The sequence below is a fragment of the Acidovorax facilis genome (assembly GCF_023913775.1).
Taxonomy (GTDB): Bacteria; Pseudomonadota; Gammaproteobacteria; order Burkholderiales; family Burkholderiaceae_C; genus Acidovorax; species Acidovorax facilis.
Genome location: NZ_JAMXAX010000010.1, coordinates 66296 through 80931 on the forward strand (window position 1 = coordinate 66296; position 14636 = coordinate 80931).

Below are 14636 nucleotides of genomic sequence, written 5' to 3' on the forward strand. Positions count from 1 at the left end.
CATTGCATTGCTCCATTCAGAAGAAGGAAATCACCATGTCGCTCGCCGCTCCAACCACCCGCCGCCCCGTGCTCACGCACACCCTGGGCTTTCCGCGCATGGGGGCGCAGCGCGCGCTGAAATTCGCGCTCGAATCCTTCTGGCGGGGCGACAGCACCAAGGCCGAGCTGCAGGCCACCGCCGCCCAGCTGCGCCAAACCCACTGGCAGGCGCAGGCCGACGCAGGCTTGGGTTGTGTGACGGTGGGCGACTTTGCTCTGTACGACCATGTAGCCAACCACATCCAGCTGCTGGGCTGCGAGCCTGCGCGTTTTGACTTTGACGCCCAAGCGCCCGAGCTGGCGCGCTACTTTGCTATGGCCCGGGGCGTGTCGGCCCAAGCTGAAAACCACCAAGGCTGCAGCGCCAGTTGCACAGCCCAGCACCACACCACCGGCCAACCCGCGCTGGAGATGACCAAGTGGTTCGACACCAACTACCACTACCTCGTGCCCGAGTTCAGCGCCCACACCCAGTTCCACCTGGCCAGCGAGCGCCTGTTTGCCGAGGTGGCCGAGGCCCAGGCGCTGGGCCACCGCGTCAAGGCCGTGCTGCTGGGGCCGCTGAGCTTCTTGTGGCTGGGCAAATCCAAGGCGGCGGGCTTTGACCGCTTCAGCCTGCTGGAGTCCCTGCTGCCCGTGTACAAAGCCGCGCTGGCGCGCCTGAAGGCCCAGGGCGTGGAATGGGTGCAGATGGACGAGCCCATCCTGGGCCTGGACCTGCCCGACGCCTGGCGCCATGCCTTCGAGCCCAGCTACTGGCAACTCGCCCGCAGCGCGCCCAAGCTGCTGCTGGCCACCTACTTCTCGCCGCTGGCCGAGAACCTGCGCCTGGCCTGCCAGCTGCCCGTGGCCGGGCTGCATGTGGACGCCGTGCGCGCGCCCGACGAGCTGGTGGGCGTGGCCGACTGGTTGCCGTCGCACAAAGTGCTGTCGGTGGGCATCGTGGACGGCCGCAACATCTGGCGCACCGATCTGGATGCGGCGCTGCAAAAGCTGCGCCCCGTGGCCGACAAGCACCAGGGCGAGCTGTGGCTGGCACCGTCGTGCTCGCTGCTGCATGTGCCGTTCAGCTTAGAGGCCGAAACACAGCTGGAAGCCGAGGTGAAGTCGTGGCTGGCGTTTGCGGTGGAAAAACTGGACGAGCTGCGCGTGCTTGCCACCGCCTTGTCGCAAGGCGAAGCGGCGGCAGACGACGAACTGCACGCCGCCCGCACCGCCCTGGCCGCCCGCCGTGCCAGCCCGCGTGTGCACCGCGCCACCGTGGCGGCCCGCATTGCCGCGGCGGCGCCAGGGGCCGACCAGCGCGCCAGCGCCTTCCCTGCCCGGCAAAAGGCCCAGCGCGCACGGCTGAAGCTGCCGCTGCTGCCCACCACCACGATTGGCTCGTTCCCGCAGACGGCGGAGATCCGCGCCGCACGCGCCGCCTTCAAGCGCGGGGCACTGGATGCGGCCCACTACCAACAGAAGATGGAAGCTGAAATTGCCCTGGCTGTGCGCAAGCAGGAAGCCTTGGGGCTGGACGTGCTGGTACACGGCGAAGCCGAACGCAACGACATGGTCGAATACTTTGGCGAGCAACTCGACGGCTTTGCCTTCACCGCCAACGGCTGGGTGCAAAGCTATGGCTCGCGCTGCGTGAAGCCGCCCATCATCTACGGCGACGTGGCCCGCCCCACGCCCATGACGGTGGCCTGGACCCAGTACGCGCAGAGCCTCACCGCCAAACCCATGAAAGGCATGCTCACCGGCCCCATCACCATTCTGCAATGGAGCTTTGTGCGCGATGACCAGCCCCGCGCCACTACGGCCGACCAGATCGCCTGGGCCATCCGCGACGAGGTGTGCGACCTCGAAGCCGCCGGCATCGCCATCATCCAGATCGACGAGCCCGCCATCCGCGAAGGGCTGCCGCTGCGCCGCGCGGGGTGGAAGAGCTATCTGGAGCGCGCCACGCGCGCCTTCCGCATCAGTGCCAGCGGCGTGCGCAACGACACGCAGATCCACACCCACATGTGCTACAGCGAGTTCAACGACATCCTGCCCGCCATCGCGGCCATGGATGCCGATGTGATCACGATTGAGACGAGCCGGTCGGACATGGAGTTGTTGCAGGGCTTTGGGGACTTCAAGTACCCGAACGAGATCGGCCCCGGCGTGTACGACATCCACTCGCCCCGCGTGCCTGGCGTGCAGGAGATGGCCGCGCGGCTCGAAAAAGCCGCCGAGGTCGTGCCCGTGGAGCACCTGTGGGTGAACCCCGACTGCGGCCTCAAGACCCGGGGCTGGCCCGAGACCGAAGCCGCCCTGCGCCACATGGTGCAGGCCGCTCAGGAAGTGCGCGAGCGGTTGCTGGAAGAGGCGGCGCTGGCCTGACGGATCCCCGGTTCAGCCCGCAGTGCGCTTCATCTCGGCCAACTTGACCAGCACTTGCAGCGCGTGGTTCAGCGGCGTCGGCACTCCCAAGGCGGCGCCGCGCTTCACCACGTAGCCATTCAGGTGGTCGATCTCGGTGGGTTTGCCACGCGCCAGGTCCTGCGCGGTGGACGAATACTGCCCGGGCATGGTGCTGGCGATGCCGCGCACGGCCGCCTGCACATCGCCCGGAATCGTCACCCCGTCGGCTGCCGCCACGGCCAGGCATTCGGCCACGATGTCGGCAATCACCTGCGTCACGCCGGGCACCTGCACCAGCGGGCCATAGGGCTGCTGCGACAGGGCCGACAGCGCGTTGTAGGCACTGTTGAGCACCAGCTTGGCCCAGAGCGCCCCGCGCACGTCGTCTGACACCTGGGTGGGAATGCCCGCCGCCGTCAGCTGGCGGGCCACCTCGTCGCTGCGCGGCGAAGGTGCAATCACCAGCTCGCCCCGGCCATGGTGCACCACATGCCCGGGGCCGCCCATGGCAGTAGCCACATAGACCACAGCGGCTGCCACGGGGGTGCTGGCGTGCAGCACGGCGCGCACGCGCTCGTCGTTGTCCACGCCGTTCTGCAAGGTCAGCACCAGCGCGCCGGAGGCCAGGTGGGGGCGAATCTGCTGCGCCGCGTCTTCCGAGTCGGACGACTTCACGCAGAACAGCACCACGTCTGCGCCATGCACCGCGCTGGCCTCGGTGCTGGCCGCCAGGGGCACTTGCACGTCCATTTCCGCCGTCTGCAGCCGCAAGCCGTTGTCCCGTATCGCCAGCACATGGGCCGGCCGCCCGATCAGCGTGACGGCATGGCCCGCCCGGGCCAGCAAGGCGCCAAAGTAGCAGCCTACGGCGCCCGCGCCCATCACAGCAAAACGCAGCGGTGGGATGGCGGAAGGGGCGGATGCGAGCAAGGGAGATTCGGTCATAGGGCAGTCTGCAGGCTGAATCAGCGGGTGAATGAAGGTTTGAGCGCGCATGGTATCGCCCTATACCCTTACACGGAGAGAGTGAGGCCGGCAGAGCACTTTGCTTTCACGCCCCGATTGGCGCAAAATGCGCCAATCAGGAGATCGCCATGTCCGCCACTGCCTTTTCTTCCGTCAAGCTCCCCGCCCACCTGGTGGAGCAGGCCCGCCAGGCCGCGCAGCCCATGCGCCGCTCGGTGGCCAGCCAGATCGAATACTGGGCCACGCTGGGCCAGATCGTGGAACACACGGGCCTGAGCGTGCAGGAAGCCCGCAGCGCCATCGAGCAGTACGAAGCCGCAGCGGCGCGCACCGCCACCCTGGCGGCCCCCACGTCGGTGGATGCCCTCACCGCCCGCCTGCTGGCAGCCCAAACGCGCGGCACGCTGGCGCAGCGGGTGCGTGAGGTTGTGCTGGAGAACCAGGCCAAAGCCGCCACCCCTGTCGCCTCACACTGAATGGTGCCCCCCGCCCAGCAGCCCTTCTCACCGCCCCGCCACAACACGCCACCCCGCTGGTTCCACCTGCTGGCAGGCCCGAACGGCGCGGGCAAATCCACGCTGTACCGCGCCCTGGTGCGCGAAGGCATCCTGGGTCCGCCGCTGGAGTTTGTGAACGCCGACCTGTATGAACAGGCGCACCTGCAGCACATTGCTGACCCCGAAGCCCGGTCCGAAGCCGCCCGCCAATGGGCCGATGACCGCCGTGCCACCCTGCTGCGCGAAGGCGCAGACTTCGCCAGCGAAACCGTGTTTTCGCACCCATCCAAACTGGCGCTGATCGAAGAAGCCCAGCGCTGCGGCTACACCGTGGCCCTGTACATCGTGGCGCTGGACGACCCGGCCCGGCTGCTGGCCCGCGTGGCGCAGCGCGTGCGCGAAGGTGGGCACCCGGTGCCGCCCGAACGCATCCTGGCCCGCTACCCCCGCACCATGGACAACCTGGCCCAGGCCGTGCGGCAGGCGGATGTGTCCTATCTGTATGACGCTGCCGAAGCCACCGGCACCAGCACCGGGCCGCAGCTGGTGGCCGTGTGCTCCCCCGCCCAGGTCACGCCCTTGGCCCAGCCGCTGCCCGCCTGGGCGCAGCGCCTGACCGGTCAATAGCCGATACGTCCACGCGCTGCACGGGCCTGCGCGGGCGGCCCACTCTCATCTGCTGTACCGTCGGCTCAATGCCAAATTGGTCCCCTGCGCACGTCTGTATTCATCTATAGCTATCCCTTTGATAGCAATCATGACCCCGTAAAAACCCTGATTACATCGCGGGTGTTATCTATTTGCCAAGACAATCATTGTCTAGTCAATTAAATTCACCCTCCATGACTTCCCACACCTCCTCGCCGTCGCAGCCCAGCCCAGGCTTCTACAGCCCCCACCAGCTTCAGCCCGAAAACAGCGTGGGCTACCTGATGCGCAAGGTGATGACGTCCATCCGCACCCAGGCCGATGCGCAGCTGTCCACCCACGACCTGACCTACGCCCAGTGGTTGCCGCTGTTCAAGATCTCGCGCTGCCCCACCACCACCGTGGCCAGCCTGGCGCGGGACCTGGAGACCGACCCGGCCTCCATGACCCGCGCGCTCGACCGCCTGGAGGCCAAGGGCCTGGTGGCACGCGAGCGCTCCACCACCGACCGCCGCGTGGTGCAACTGGCGCTCACCCCCGAGGGCGACAAGGTAGCCGCCCAGGTGCCCCCGGTGCTGGCCGACGTGCTCAACGGCCACCTGAGCGACTTCACCCATGACGAATGGCAACTGCTGCTGCGCCTGCTGCGCCGCATGCTGGCCAATGGCGAAGCGCTGCGCCAGCAGCGCGGCGCAGACGCCGACTGAACGCGCAGTCCACACCGTTTTCCTCCACACAACACCCCAAAACCATTCTGGAGAACCCCGTGAACACCCCATCCCCCCTGCCCTCTACCCGCTTGGCCCTGGCCGCCCATTTCGCGGTATCGGCCCTGGCGCTGGCCGCTGCGCTCCTGCTGGTCGGATGCGCCAGCCCCGGCACTGCCCATACGCCGCTGGCGCAGACCACCCCGTCGGCCGTGGGCTTGAACGCCGCAGCCACCGACACCGCCGCCCCCAGCCAGTGGTGGAAAGCGCTGGGCGACGAGCAGCTCAACACCCTGATCGACCAAGCCCTGCAAGGCAACCCCAGCCTGGCCGTCAGCCGCGCGCGGCTGGAGCAGGCCGTGGCGCTGAGCCAGGTGCGCGAGGCCGCCAACGGCCCGCAAGCCACCCTGGGCGTGGACGCTACCCGCCAGCGCTACACCGCCAACGGCCTGGTGCCCGCGCCGGTGGCAGGCAACACCTACAACAGCGGCACCGTGCAGGCCTCGCTGAGCTGGTCGCCCGACTTCTTTGGCCAGCACGCCGCCGAGCTGCAGGCCGCCCTGGGCCAGGCCCGCGCCGCCCAGGCCGATGCAGCTGCCGCCGCCAACACCTTGGCCGCCCAGGTAGGCCGCAGCTATGTGGCGCTGGCCCGGCTGGTGGCGCAGCGCGATGTTGCAGTGCGGGCCCTGGCCCAGCGCGAGGAGCAACGCAAGCTCACCCAAGAGCGCACCTCTGCAGGCCTGGACAGCCAGGTCGAATTGACCCAGGCCCAGGCCGCTGTGCCCGATGCCCGCACACAAATCGAAGCGCTCGAAGAGCAGATCACCCTGGGCCGCCGCCAGCTGGCCGTGCTGACCGGCCAGGCGCCCGACGCGCTGCCCACGGTCACGCCGCAACTCGCCGCACTGCAACCCACCGCCGTGCCCGAGGTGCTGGGCGCCGACCTGCTGGGCCGCCGCCCCGACGTGGTGGCCGCGCGCTGGCGCGTGGAGGCAGCGACGCAAGGCGTGAACAGTGCGCGCAGCGAGTTCTATCCCAACATCAACATCGGCGCGTTCATTGGCCTGAACTCGCTGGGGCTGGACCGGTTGTTCAACGGCAGCTCGCGCCAGATGGGTGTGACGCCCGCCCTGCGACTGCCGATCTTCGACGGCGGCCGCCTGCGCGCCCAGCTGGGCGGCCGCGCTGCCGAGCTGGACGCCGCCATCGCCCAGTACAACGCCGCCGTGTTGGATGCGGTCAAGGAAGCGGGCGACGCCGTGGCCTCCATCCAGTCGCTTACCCGCCAGCAGGCCTTGCAGGACGAGGCCGTGGCCAGCGCCGAAAAAGCCTACCGCTTTGCGCAGGAGCGCTACCGCGCAGGCCTGGGCAACTACCTGGTGGTGCTCTCCACCGAAAGCCAGGTACTGGCCCAGCGCCGCCTGGCCGTGGACCTGCGCGCCCGCCAGCTCGACACCCGCCTGGTGCTGATGAAGGCCCTGGGCGGCGGCTGGACCGATGACACGGCGGTATGAAACACCCCCTGAGCCGCTTCGCGTCTTCCCCCTCTCTCGCTTCGCGGGAGGGGAACGCACCCAGTGGCCTGGCAAAGCCAGTTCCACGGGTGCACTGGCCTCGGCCGCGCCCGTTGCGTAAGTAGCTGGCAAGGCCCGACCCGATCAAAAACACATAACAACACATTCCTGAAAGACCACCGCCATGACCGCTAACAGCGACCCCTTCACCGCCAACGAAGCCAACACCGCCCGCCGCCGGGGCCTCACCCTCATTGCCGCCGCCGTTGCGCTGGTGGCGATCGGCTGGGGCGGCTGGCACTGGGCCAATGGCCGCCATGTGGAGACCACCGACAACGCCTACGTAGCGGGCAACGTGGTTCAGATCACGCCGCAGATCGGCGGCACCGTGGTGTCCATCGGCGCGGACGACACCGACTACGTGAAGGCCGGCCAGTTGCTGGTCAAGCTCGACCCGGCCGACGCCCGTGTGGCGCTGGAGCAGGCCGAGGCCCAGCTCGCCCAGACCGTGCGCGAAGTGCGCACGCTGTATGCCAACAACGCCACCCTGAAGGCGCAGGTCAGCCTGCGCAGCGCCGACCTGGCCCGCGCCCAGGCCGACGCCGCCCGCATGCAGGACGACGTGAACCGCCGCGCCCCGCTGATGGCCAGCGGTGCCGTGGGCAAGGAAGAGTTCCAGCACGCCACTGCCCAGCTGGCAGCCGCCAAGAGCACCGTGGCCGCCGCCCAGTCGGCCGTGCTGGCCGCGCAAGAGCAGCTGGCCGCCAGCCAGACGCAGACCGAAGGCACCTCCATCGAGCAGCACCCCAACGTGCAGCGCGCTTCGGCCCGGGTGCGCGAGGCCTACCTGGCCGTGCAGCGCGCCCAGCTGGTCGCTCCGCTGGACGGCCACGTCGCAAAGCGCGGCGTGCAGGTGGGCCAGCGTGTGCAGGCCGGTGCCCCGCTGATGACGCTGGTGCCCCTGAACGACCTGTGGGTGGATGCCAACTTCAAGGAAAGCCAGCTCAAGACCCTGCGCATCGGCCAACCCGCCGAGCTGGAGGCCGACGTGTATGGCACCAAGGTCGTCTACCACGGCACCGTGACCGGCCTGGGCGCCGGCACCGGCGCCGCCTTTGCGCTGCTGCCCGCGCAGAACGCCACCGGCAACTGGATCAAGGTGGTGCAGCGTGTGCCCGTGCGCATTGCGCTCGACCCCAAGGAAGTGGCCGAGCACCCGCTGCGCGTGGGCCTGTCGATGGAAGTCAAGGTGGACACTGCCGACCAGAGCGGCAAGACGCTGGCCGACACGCAGCGCACCACACCCGTGGCCGCCACCGCGGTGTTCGGCGAGCAGTTCAAGGCCGCCGACGACGAGGTGGCCCACATCATTGCCGCCAACCTGGGCCGCAATGGCAAGGCCGCCGTCGCCGTGGCATCGCCCAAGGTGGGCAAGGCACCCGCGCAAAGCCAGCAGCAACACGCCTCGGCCCCGGTGGCCTCGGCAGTGCAGTCGCCTGTGGTGCAGTAAACGGGGTGGAAGCGCATGACCGCCGCCAACCCCACTGCAGACGCAGCCGATCAGGCGCCCGCCAAGGCGACGCCCGCAACTGCGCAACCACCGGCCCCCGCCGCCTACCCGCCGCTGCAAGGCACGGCCCTGCTGCTGGGCACGCTGTCCCTGTCGCTGGCCACGTTCATGAACGTGCTGGATTCGTCCATTGCCAATGTCTCCATCCCCGCCATTGCCGGTGACCTGGGCGTGAGCCCCGGCCAGGGCACCTGGGTCATCACCAGCTTTGGTGTGGCCAATGCCATCTCGGTGCCGCTCACCGGCTGGCTCACGCAGCGCTTTGGCGCGGTGCGCCTGTTCACCATGAGCGTGATGCTCTTTGTGCTGACCTCCTGGCTGTGCGGCTTTGCCTCGTCGCTGGAAATGCTGGTGTTCTTCCGCGTGCTGCAGGGCCTGGTGGCCGGGCCGATGATCCCGCTCAGCCAGACGCTGCTGCTCGCCAGCTACCCCAAGGCCCTGGCGGGCACGGCCCTGGCGCTGTGGGGGGTGACCACGCTGGTCGCACCCGTGGTGGGGCCGCTGCTGGGCGGGTGGATCACGGACAACATCTCGTGGCCGTGGATCTTCTACATCAACGTGCCGGTGGGCCTGCTGGCCGGGCTGCTCACCTGGGGCATCTACCGCCAGCGCGAGACCCCCATCCGCAAGCTGCCCATCGATACGGTGGGCCTCAGCCTGCTGGTGCTGTGGGTGGGCGCGCTGCAGCTCATGCTCGACAAGGGCAAGGAGCTGGACTGGTTTGCCTCGGGCGAGATCATCACCATGGCCGTGGTCGCCGTGGTGGCGTTTGCGGTGTTCCTGGTGTGGGAGCTGACCGAGAAGCACCCGGTGGTGGACTTGAAGCTCTTCAAGGGCCGCAACTTCACCTTTGGTGCGCTGGCGCTGTCGGTGGCGTATGCCCTCTTCTTCGGCAACGTGGTGTTGCTGCCGCTGTGGCTGCAGCAGTGGATGGGCTACACCGCCACCTCGGCCGGCATGGCGCTGGCGCCGGTGGGCATCTTTGCCATTTTGCTCACTCCGCTGGTCGGCAAAAAGGTGGGCCAGTGGGACCCGCGCCGCATGGCCACGGGCGCGTTCATCGTATTCGGCATCGTGTTGTGGATGCGCTCGCAGTTCACGGTGCAGACGGATTTCATCCACATCCTGATCCCCACCCTGCTGCAGGGTGCGGCCATGGCGTTCTTCTTTATCCCGCTGACCACCCTGACCTTGGCGGGTATCGCGCCAGAGCGTATCCCGGCAGCTGCGGGCCTGAGCAACTTCGTGCGCATCACCGCTGGGGCCATGGGCACGTCGATCGCCACCACGCTGTGGGAGAGTCGCGCCGCCATGCACCATGCACACCTGACCGAAGGGCTGGTGCAGGGCCAGGGCGTGTTTGCACAGACGCTGGACAACCTCACCGCGTCCGGCCTCACGCAGATGCAGGCGCTGGCGCAGATCAACCGGCTCATCGACCAGCAGGCGTTCACACGCGCGGCCAACGACATCTTCTTGGGCTCCGCCGGGTTGTTCCTGCTGTTGATCGGTCTGATCTGGCTGACCCGCCGCCCCGCCAGAACGGGGGGCGCAGGCGCTGCAGATGCCGCTGGAGCGCACTAATTTGATAAAAATTGGCTGCTAGCGCTTATCCATAAAGCGCTAGCAGCTATATTTTCAATAGCACTTTATTGTTTCCCATCAGCACGACCTCAGCCCTCCATCCCACACGGCGTGTCGGAAAACCCTGACCACCGTGCGGGCGTGGCACCTGCGGGTAGCGCGCTGGATGCACCCAACAATGCATTCACCGCAACCCACAACAAGGAACCGCCATGTCACTCTCGCTGATTCTCCTGATCGTCCTGATCCTCATCCTGGTCGGCGCGCTGCCCACCTGGGGCCACAGCCGCTCATGGGGCTACGGACCCAGCGGCGGGATTGGCCTGGTGGTGCTGATCCTGGTGATCTTGCTGCTCATGGGCCGGATATAGACCTCTGACCGCACTGCGCACATGCCGCCAGCCCCTGAAAAGTGGGCAGCGGCCACCGCAAAAAGCACAACGGCCCTTCTCGGGCCGTTGTGCTTTTTTGTGAACGGAACCGCGTATCGCGCCCAGACGAAGCCGCCGCTTACGCCACCCCAGCCCGCTTGGCGCCTGTCGCGGCAAACGCGGTCGAAAACGCAGCAAACTCCTTGTCCGCCACACTGCCATCGGCATTGCCACTGCGATCCATCAACTGCATCACGGCCTGCGAGAAGTCGCTGCCCGCCTGGGCGCCCTTGGTCTTGGCCAGGCCCTTCAAGAATTCATCCTGCGTGATGGAGCCATCCTTGTTCGCATCAAACCCCGCCGTCAGCTGCGCCTTTTGCGCATCGTCGGCACCAAAACGGGTCAGCAGTTCCTGAAAATCCTGTGTAGACACCGGGCGGCCCGACAATGCGGCCGACGCTGCATTGGCGGCCGCACCCGCGCTGCCGCGTGCCACCGCACCCAGGGTGTTCTCCAACTTGCCCTGCGACACCAGGATGCCCTTGCCTGCAAAGCCCGCCAGGGCCTCCGCCTGCGGGCTCAGGGTGAGCACGGCAGACGGCTCGGGTTCCACATCGGCCCCGCTGCGCCGCGACGCAGTCGACTTGCCAGGGCCACCGGCGGTGGCGTTGAAAATCAAGGAGGCGACCGAAGCCAGGCCAGAGATAAGGGGGGACATCGCTGTGAACTCCTGTGTGGCGAAAGCCCAGGTGCCTGTGTCAAAAGGACAGGCCACCGCTTCGCCCAGTGAGCTGAGGGTACGCGACCCCCATTGCTGCAATGCCCGGATGAAACTGGGTAAACCGCGTTACTTCAGCACGTAGCTGGCCAGCACTGACTGCACCTCATAGATGCTGAGCTTCTTGTTGAACCGCTTTTGAAACGGCGCTGCTGAGCCAGAGATCCAGATCTTGAGCTCTGCATCCAGATCGAACGTGCCACCGGTCTCGATGCTGAAGTGCGTGATGCTCTTGTACGGGAGGGAGTGGTATTCGACCTTGCTGCCCGTCATGCCCTGCTTGTCCACCAGCACCAACCGCTTGTTGGAAAACACAAAATAGTCGCGGATCAGCTGGTAGGCATGCTCCACCACCTCCCCCGGGGCCAGGATGCGGCTGAATTCCTCCTGAATCTTGGCAGCATCAATCTTGGATGCGTTACCCATCACGCCATCAAGCAATCCCATGTTTTGTGCTCCGGTGAAGTCGTTGAATCGCGTGTTGTAACTCAACGGCTATGAATAGCCAGGCCCAAAGGCCACAAACTCCCCCACCAGCTGGCCCGCAGGCTGCCCCTGGTAGTGCAGCGCGGAAGCCTGCGCGATCCGCCCTAGCCCCTTGCGCTGCAGCATGCGGGTGAACGGCTGCCAGGTCTCTGGCGCAGGAGCCTGGGCCACGGCGGTGAAGGTGCCGTCGATGGGTGCCAGATAGTCCATGGTGTTGCGCTGAATCACCAGGCGGCTGCCCAGCCCCTCGGCCGACAGCCGCAGGTGCAACATCGACCACGCAGCCAGGATGGCCACGGCCGACGCGCTACCGCCAAACACCGTCTCGCGGTGGTTGATGTTGGGAGCCAGCGGCGCGCTCAGCACCACCTGGTGCGGCGATGCCTCGACCACGGTGACTTCCATGGCCTGGGACAAGGGGATGTGCTGGTGCAGATAGGACTGAAGTTCGAGAGGGTTCACGGCTTGGCGTCAGAGGGTCAGAGGGTGACGAGATAGAGACGAAACAGGACGCTCACGGAAACTGCCCGGCCCCCGCGACCACAACTCCGTCAGAGGGCTCTGGCAGCGTGTCGATCAACGTGGCGCCGCCCAGAGCGGTGATGCGAACCTGCAGCGGGCCTGTGGCGATCGCGCTGGGGTGGACGAAGTAGTTGTAGTCGGTCCGCGTCACCGCAATCCAGTCCGCGCTGCCGCTGGGCTTGATCTCCAGCCCGGTGATGGGCAGGCGGTGGTTGCGCGCCTGGATGGCCACCCACCAGCGGCTGCTGCCCTCCTTGTAGCGGTAGCTCACCGGCCCGGTCACATCCCCCGGCACCACATGCCAGCGGATGGGAACACGGCCTGCGACGGGGTCGGCAATGCGGGCGAATGCGGACTCGCTCAGGTCCAGGTCACCAGACTTGCACTCGGGACACTGGTCGGTGATGCGCACGGTGACGGCCCCCTTGGGCCCTGTCACCGCCACAAACTGGCCACAGACGGCGCCGCCCGCATAGTCAGGGCCGTTCATCGCCGCCACCAGGAGGTTGCCGGGGCTGGCGTCGAAGGTGCAGTTGCCCTCGCCCGTGGCGCCGTAGAACGTGCCTTCGCCCGTGTAGGTGGGCGACAGCGCACCGGGCGCGGACGGTGCAGGGGATGCCCCCGGTGCGGGCGCAGGTGCAGGCGACGGAGACGGTGCATCAGCCCCCGTACCGGGCCCATCGGCCGAGCCCCCGCCACCGCAGGCGGCCAAGGACGCCAGCAACATCAAGGCAGACAGCCGCGCCAGTTGGCGTATTGGACGGGCAGAGGAAAGTGGGTGGTTCATCGTCGTCAATTTGCGAGGGGTGGTTTTACCGGCCCGAAGCCGACCATACGCGGCGGACAGGCGGACTGTACAAGGCCGGAGTGCGCAGCGAACCGATACAGCCCGCGCACCGAATGGCGAGGCGATCCTATCCATTTCAGGGAAGGAGTCCGCGCCTGCCGCTGATCCGCTTGAAAACAATCGCAACAAGACGTAGGTGGGGTGTGCTGTCCATCAACGCGCTCGCACTCCATGCACTGAACGCGCCAAGGGCACTATCGCCCGGATGCAAGCGCCGCCGCCCTCTCCCCGGAGCACCTGCAATTCGCCGCCTGCAAGCGCGGCCCTGCGTGCCATCCCCGCCATCCCGGAGCCCCCGGCCACGGCGCCTTGCGGGCCGGGCGGTGGCTCCATCCCTCTGCCGTTATCGCAGATTTCGATGCACCAGGCCGCGAGATCGGGCCGGGTGATCGATCGCACCACGATCTCGGTAGCCTGCGCATGCTGCAGTGCATTGCTCAAGGCTTCCTGGACAATGGCGAGCAGGTGCGTGGCGCTCTCAGCGTGTGGAAACTCGGCATCAGGGCCCGTTTCAACGTCCCACGTCATGCGGATGCCGCGTTGTGCCAGCACGGGGCATACCCGGTACCTGAGCCGCGCCAAGCGGTCAGCCAGCGGTGCGTCTTCGCTGTCCATGGAGTCTGCCAACAACCGCAGGTCGAGCAAGCATTTCTCCAGCGCCGCTCGGATTTGGGGCTCACGCAGCGTCGAAGACTCAAGCATGGCCAGCGCGAAGACCAGCTGGGAACCGACGTTGTCATGCAAATCCTGGGCGATACGCCGCCGCTGCGCCAAGACCTCGGCGCTGGGTCGCAGGCCGACACGGGGGCGCCACTGCATGGCCCGGGGCAGCTGAACCAACAGCATGGCACCCAAGGCCAACGCCGCCCCCAAGGCCGCCAGTTCCCACCAAGGCTGCGCCGGTGCACGGACGGATCCAACCCAGTGAAACGCCACCGCCATCAATACACATTGCACCAGCCAGATGCCGATACAGACCACGGCAAACCACGGCGGACGGGTGCGAAACATGGGCGAAAGCGGACTGCGAGGGGTGGCACTTGCGCTGCGGCGCCCTCACAAGACGTGGGCTAGAAAAGCCCCCGCAGCGACGCAAAACGTACCGCCTGGGCACGGGTGCGCACCTGCAGCTTGCGGTAGATGTTGCGCAAGTGGGTGTTGACCGTCATGCTGCTGATGAGCAGGCGCGAACCCACCTCGACACTGGTGTAGCCGCTGGCCACCATGCGAAGGATTTCTTTCTCACGCGCGGACAGACGATCTGCCTCATCGGGCTGTCGTCGCTTGTTTTCGGCAGAGTTGGTGCGGTCAAACCGTTGCAGCAACCGCCGCGCCAGGTTGGGGGTGATGGAAGCACCACCATTGGCCACCTGCAACACCGCCTGCGAATAGTTGCCGAACCACGAGTTCTTGCCCACATAACCCGTGGCCCCGAGTTCGAAAGCCCGCAGGACCTGCTCGTCGTTTTCCATCACCGAGATCACGACCGACTGAGCCGACGGGCGCACGGGCTTCACGTAGTGCAGCAGATCAAAGGCGTCACCGTCGCCCAGGTTCAGGTCCACCAGGAGCACATCGAACTCAGGGCCTGTCCGAATTTCTGTGTGTGAGGCTCGTTGAGCCTTCACCGATTTCGTGAAGGCGGTGGGGGATCCTACGACACCGGTCTGGTGAATCGATCTTCGTAGAGGATTGCGAACTGGTTCATGGC

General features: G+C 67.0%; 15 protein-coding genes. 8 read left to right on the plus strand and 7 right to left on the minus strand.

Going from position 1 to position 14636, the window contains the following annotated elements; genetic code table 11:
- Nucleotides 1–35 precede the first annotated feature (35 nt).
- A complete protein-coding gene (metE, locus tag NFX52_RS05820; protein ID WP_055397796.1) occupies nucleotides 36–2414 on the plus strand; it encodes a 5-methyltetrahydropteroyltriglutamate--homocysteine S-methyltransferase in 2379 nt (792 codons plus the stop codon).
- Nucleotides 2415–2426: 12 nt separating this feature from the next.
- Here the strand turns inward: metE and NFX52_RS05825 are convergent, their stop codons facing one another.
- Nucleotides 2427–3380 carry a ketopantoate reductase family protein gene (locus NFX52_RS05825; protein WP_055397795.1) on the minus strand — a complete coding sequence of 318 codons (954 nt, stop codon included), beginning with the start codon at nucleotides 3378–3380 and terminating at the stop codon, nucleotides 2427–2429.
- A 149-nt stretch (nucleotides 3381–3529) separates the two neighbouring features.
- Here NFX52_RS05825 and NFX52_RS05830 point away from each other — a divergent pair, with 149 nt between their 5' ends.
- From NFX52_RS05830 to NFX52_RS05860, 7 genes are all read left to right on the plus strand, one after another.
- Nucleotides 3530–3877 (plus strand): TA system antitoxin ParD family protein, encoded by a 348-nt coding sequence (locus NFX52_RS05830; protein ID WP_055397794.1) that lies wholly within the window; start codon nucleotides 3530–3532, stop codon nucleotides 3875–3877.
- Nucleotides 3878–4525: an ATPase gene (locus NFX52_RS05835; RefSeq protein WP_055397792.1), complete on the plus strand. Its 648-nt coding sequence runs from the start codon at nucleotides 3878–3880 to the stop codon at nucleotides 4523–4525.
- Nucleotides 4526–4740: 215 nt separating this feature from the next.
- A complete protein-coding gene (locus tag NFX52_RS05840) occupies nucleotides 4741–5253 on the plus strand; it encodes a MarR family winged helix-turn-helix transcriptional regulator (protein ID WP_055397789.1) in 513 nt (170 codons plus the stop codon).
- Nucleotides 5254–5312: 59 nt separating this feature from the next.
- On the plus strand, nucleotides 5313–6767 hold the full coding sequence (locus NFX52_RS05845) for an efflux transporter outer membrane subunit (RefSeq protein ID WP_369801341.1): 1455 nt from the start codon (nucleotides 5313–5315) through the stop codon (nucleotides 6765–6767).
- Between the two features lie 184 nt (nucleotides 6768–6951).
- On the plus strand, nucleotides 6952–8277 hold the full coding sequence (locus tag NFX52_RS05850; protein ID WP_055397787.1) for an HlyD family secretion protein: 1326 nt from the start codon (nucleotides 6952–6954) through the stop codon (nucleotides 8275–8277).
- A 15-nt stretch (nucleotides 8278–8292) separates the two neighbouring features.
- Nucleotides 8293–9921, plus strand: a complete 1629-nt coding sequence (locus NFX52_RS05855) for a DHA2 family efflux MFS transporter permease subunit (protein ID WP_255572529.1) — start codon at nucleotides 8293–8295, stop codon at nucleotides 9919–9921.
- Nucleotides 9922–10133: 212 nt separating this feature from the next.
- Nucleotides 10134–10292 (plus strand): DUF3309 family protein, encoded by a 159-nt coding sequence (locus NFX52_RS05860; RefSeq protein WP_007856361.1) that lies wholly within the window; start codon nucleotides 10134–10136, stop codon nucleotides 10290–10292.
- 139 nt (nucleotides 10293–10431) lie between these two features.
- Here the strand turns inward: NFX52_RS05860 and NFX52_RS05865 are convergent, their stop codons facing one another.
- The 6 genes from NFX52_RS05865 to NFX52_RS05890 all read right to left on the minus strand — a co-directional run.
- Nucleotides 10432–11010: an EF-hand domain-containing protein gene (locus NFX52_RS05865; RefSeq protein ID WP_055397934.1), complete on the minus strand. Its 579-nt coding sequence runs from the start codon at nucleotides 11008–11010 to the stop codon at nucleotides 10432–10434.
- 129 nt (nucleotides 11011–11139) lie between these two features.
- Nucleotides 11140–11517 carry a PH domain-containing protein gene (locus NFX52_RS05870; RefSeq protein ID WP_055397785.1) on the minus strand — a complete coding sequence of 126 codons (378 nt, stop codon included), beginning with the start codon at nucleotides 11515–11517 and terminating at the stop codon, nucleotides 11140–11142.
- 48 nt (nucleotides 11518–11565) lie between these two features.
- Nucleotides 11566–12018 (minus strand): YiiD C-terminal domain-containing protein, encoded by a 453-nt coding sequence (locus NFX52_RS05875; RefSeq protein ID WP_055397783.1) that lies wholly within the window; start codon nucleotides 12016–12018, stop codon nucleotides 11566–11568.
- A gap of 52 nt (nucleotides 12019–12070) precedes the next feature.
- The gene (locus tag NFX52_RS05880; protein ID WP_252635574.1) at nucleotides 12071–12865 is read right to left on the minus strand and encodes an expansin EXLX1 family cellulose-binding protein; all 795 of its coding nucleotides are present in this window, start codon (nucleotides 12863–12865) and stop codon (nucleotides 12071–12073) included.
- Nucleotides 12866–13078: 213 nt separating this feature from the next.
- The gene (locus NFX52_RS05885) at nucleotides 13079–13936 is read right to left on the minus strand and encodes a sensor histidine kinase (protein ID WP_055397779.1); all 858 of its coding nucleotides are present in this window, start codon (nucleotides 13934–13936) and stop codon (nucleotides 13079–13081) included.
- Between the two features lie 59 nt (nucleotides 13937–13995).
- Nucleotides 13996–14636 (minus strand): response regulator transcription factor (locus NFX52_RS05890; protein ID WP_252635575.1); only part of this gene is annotated, 641 nt, incomplete at its 5' end.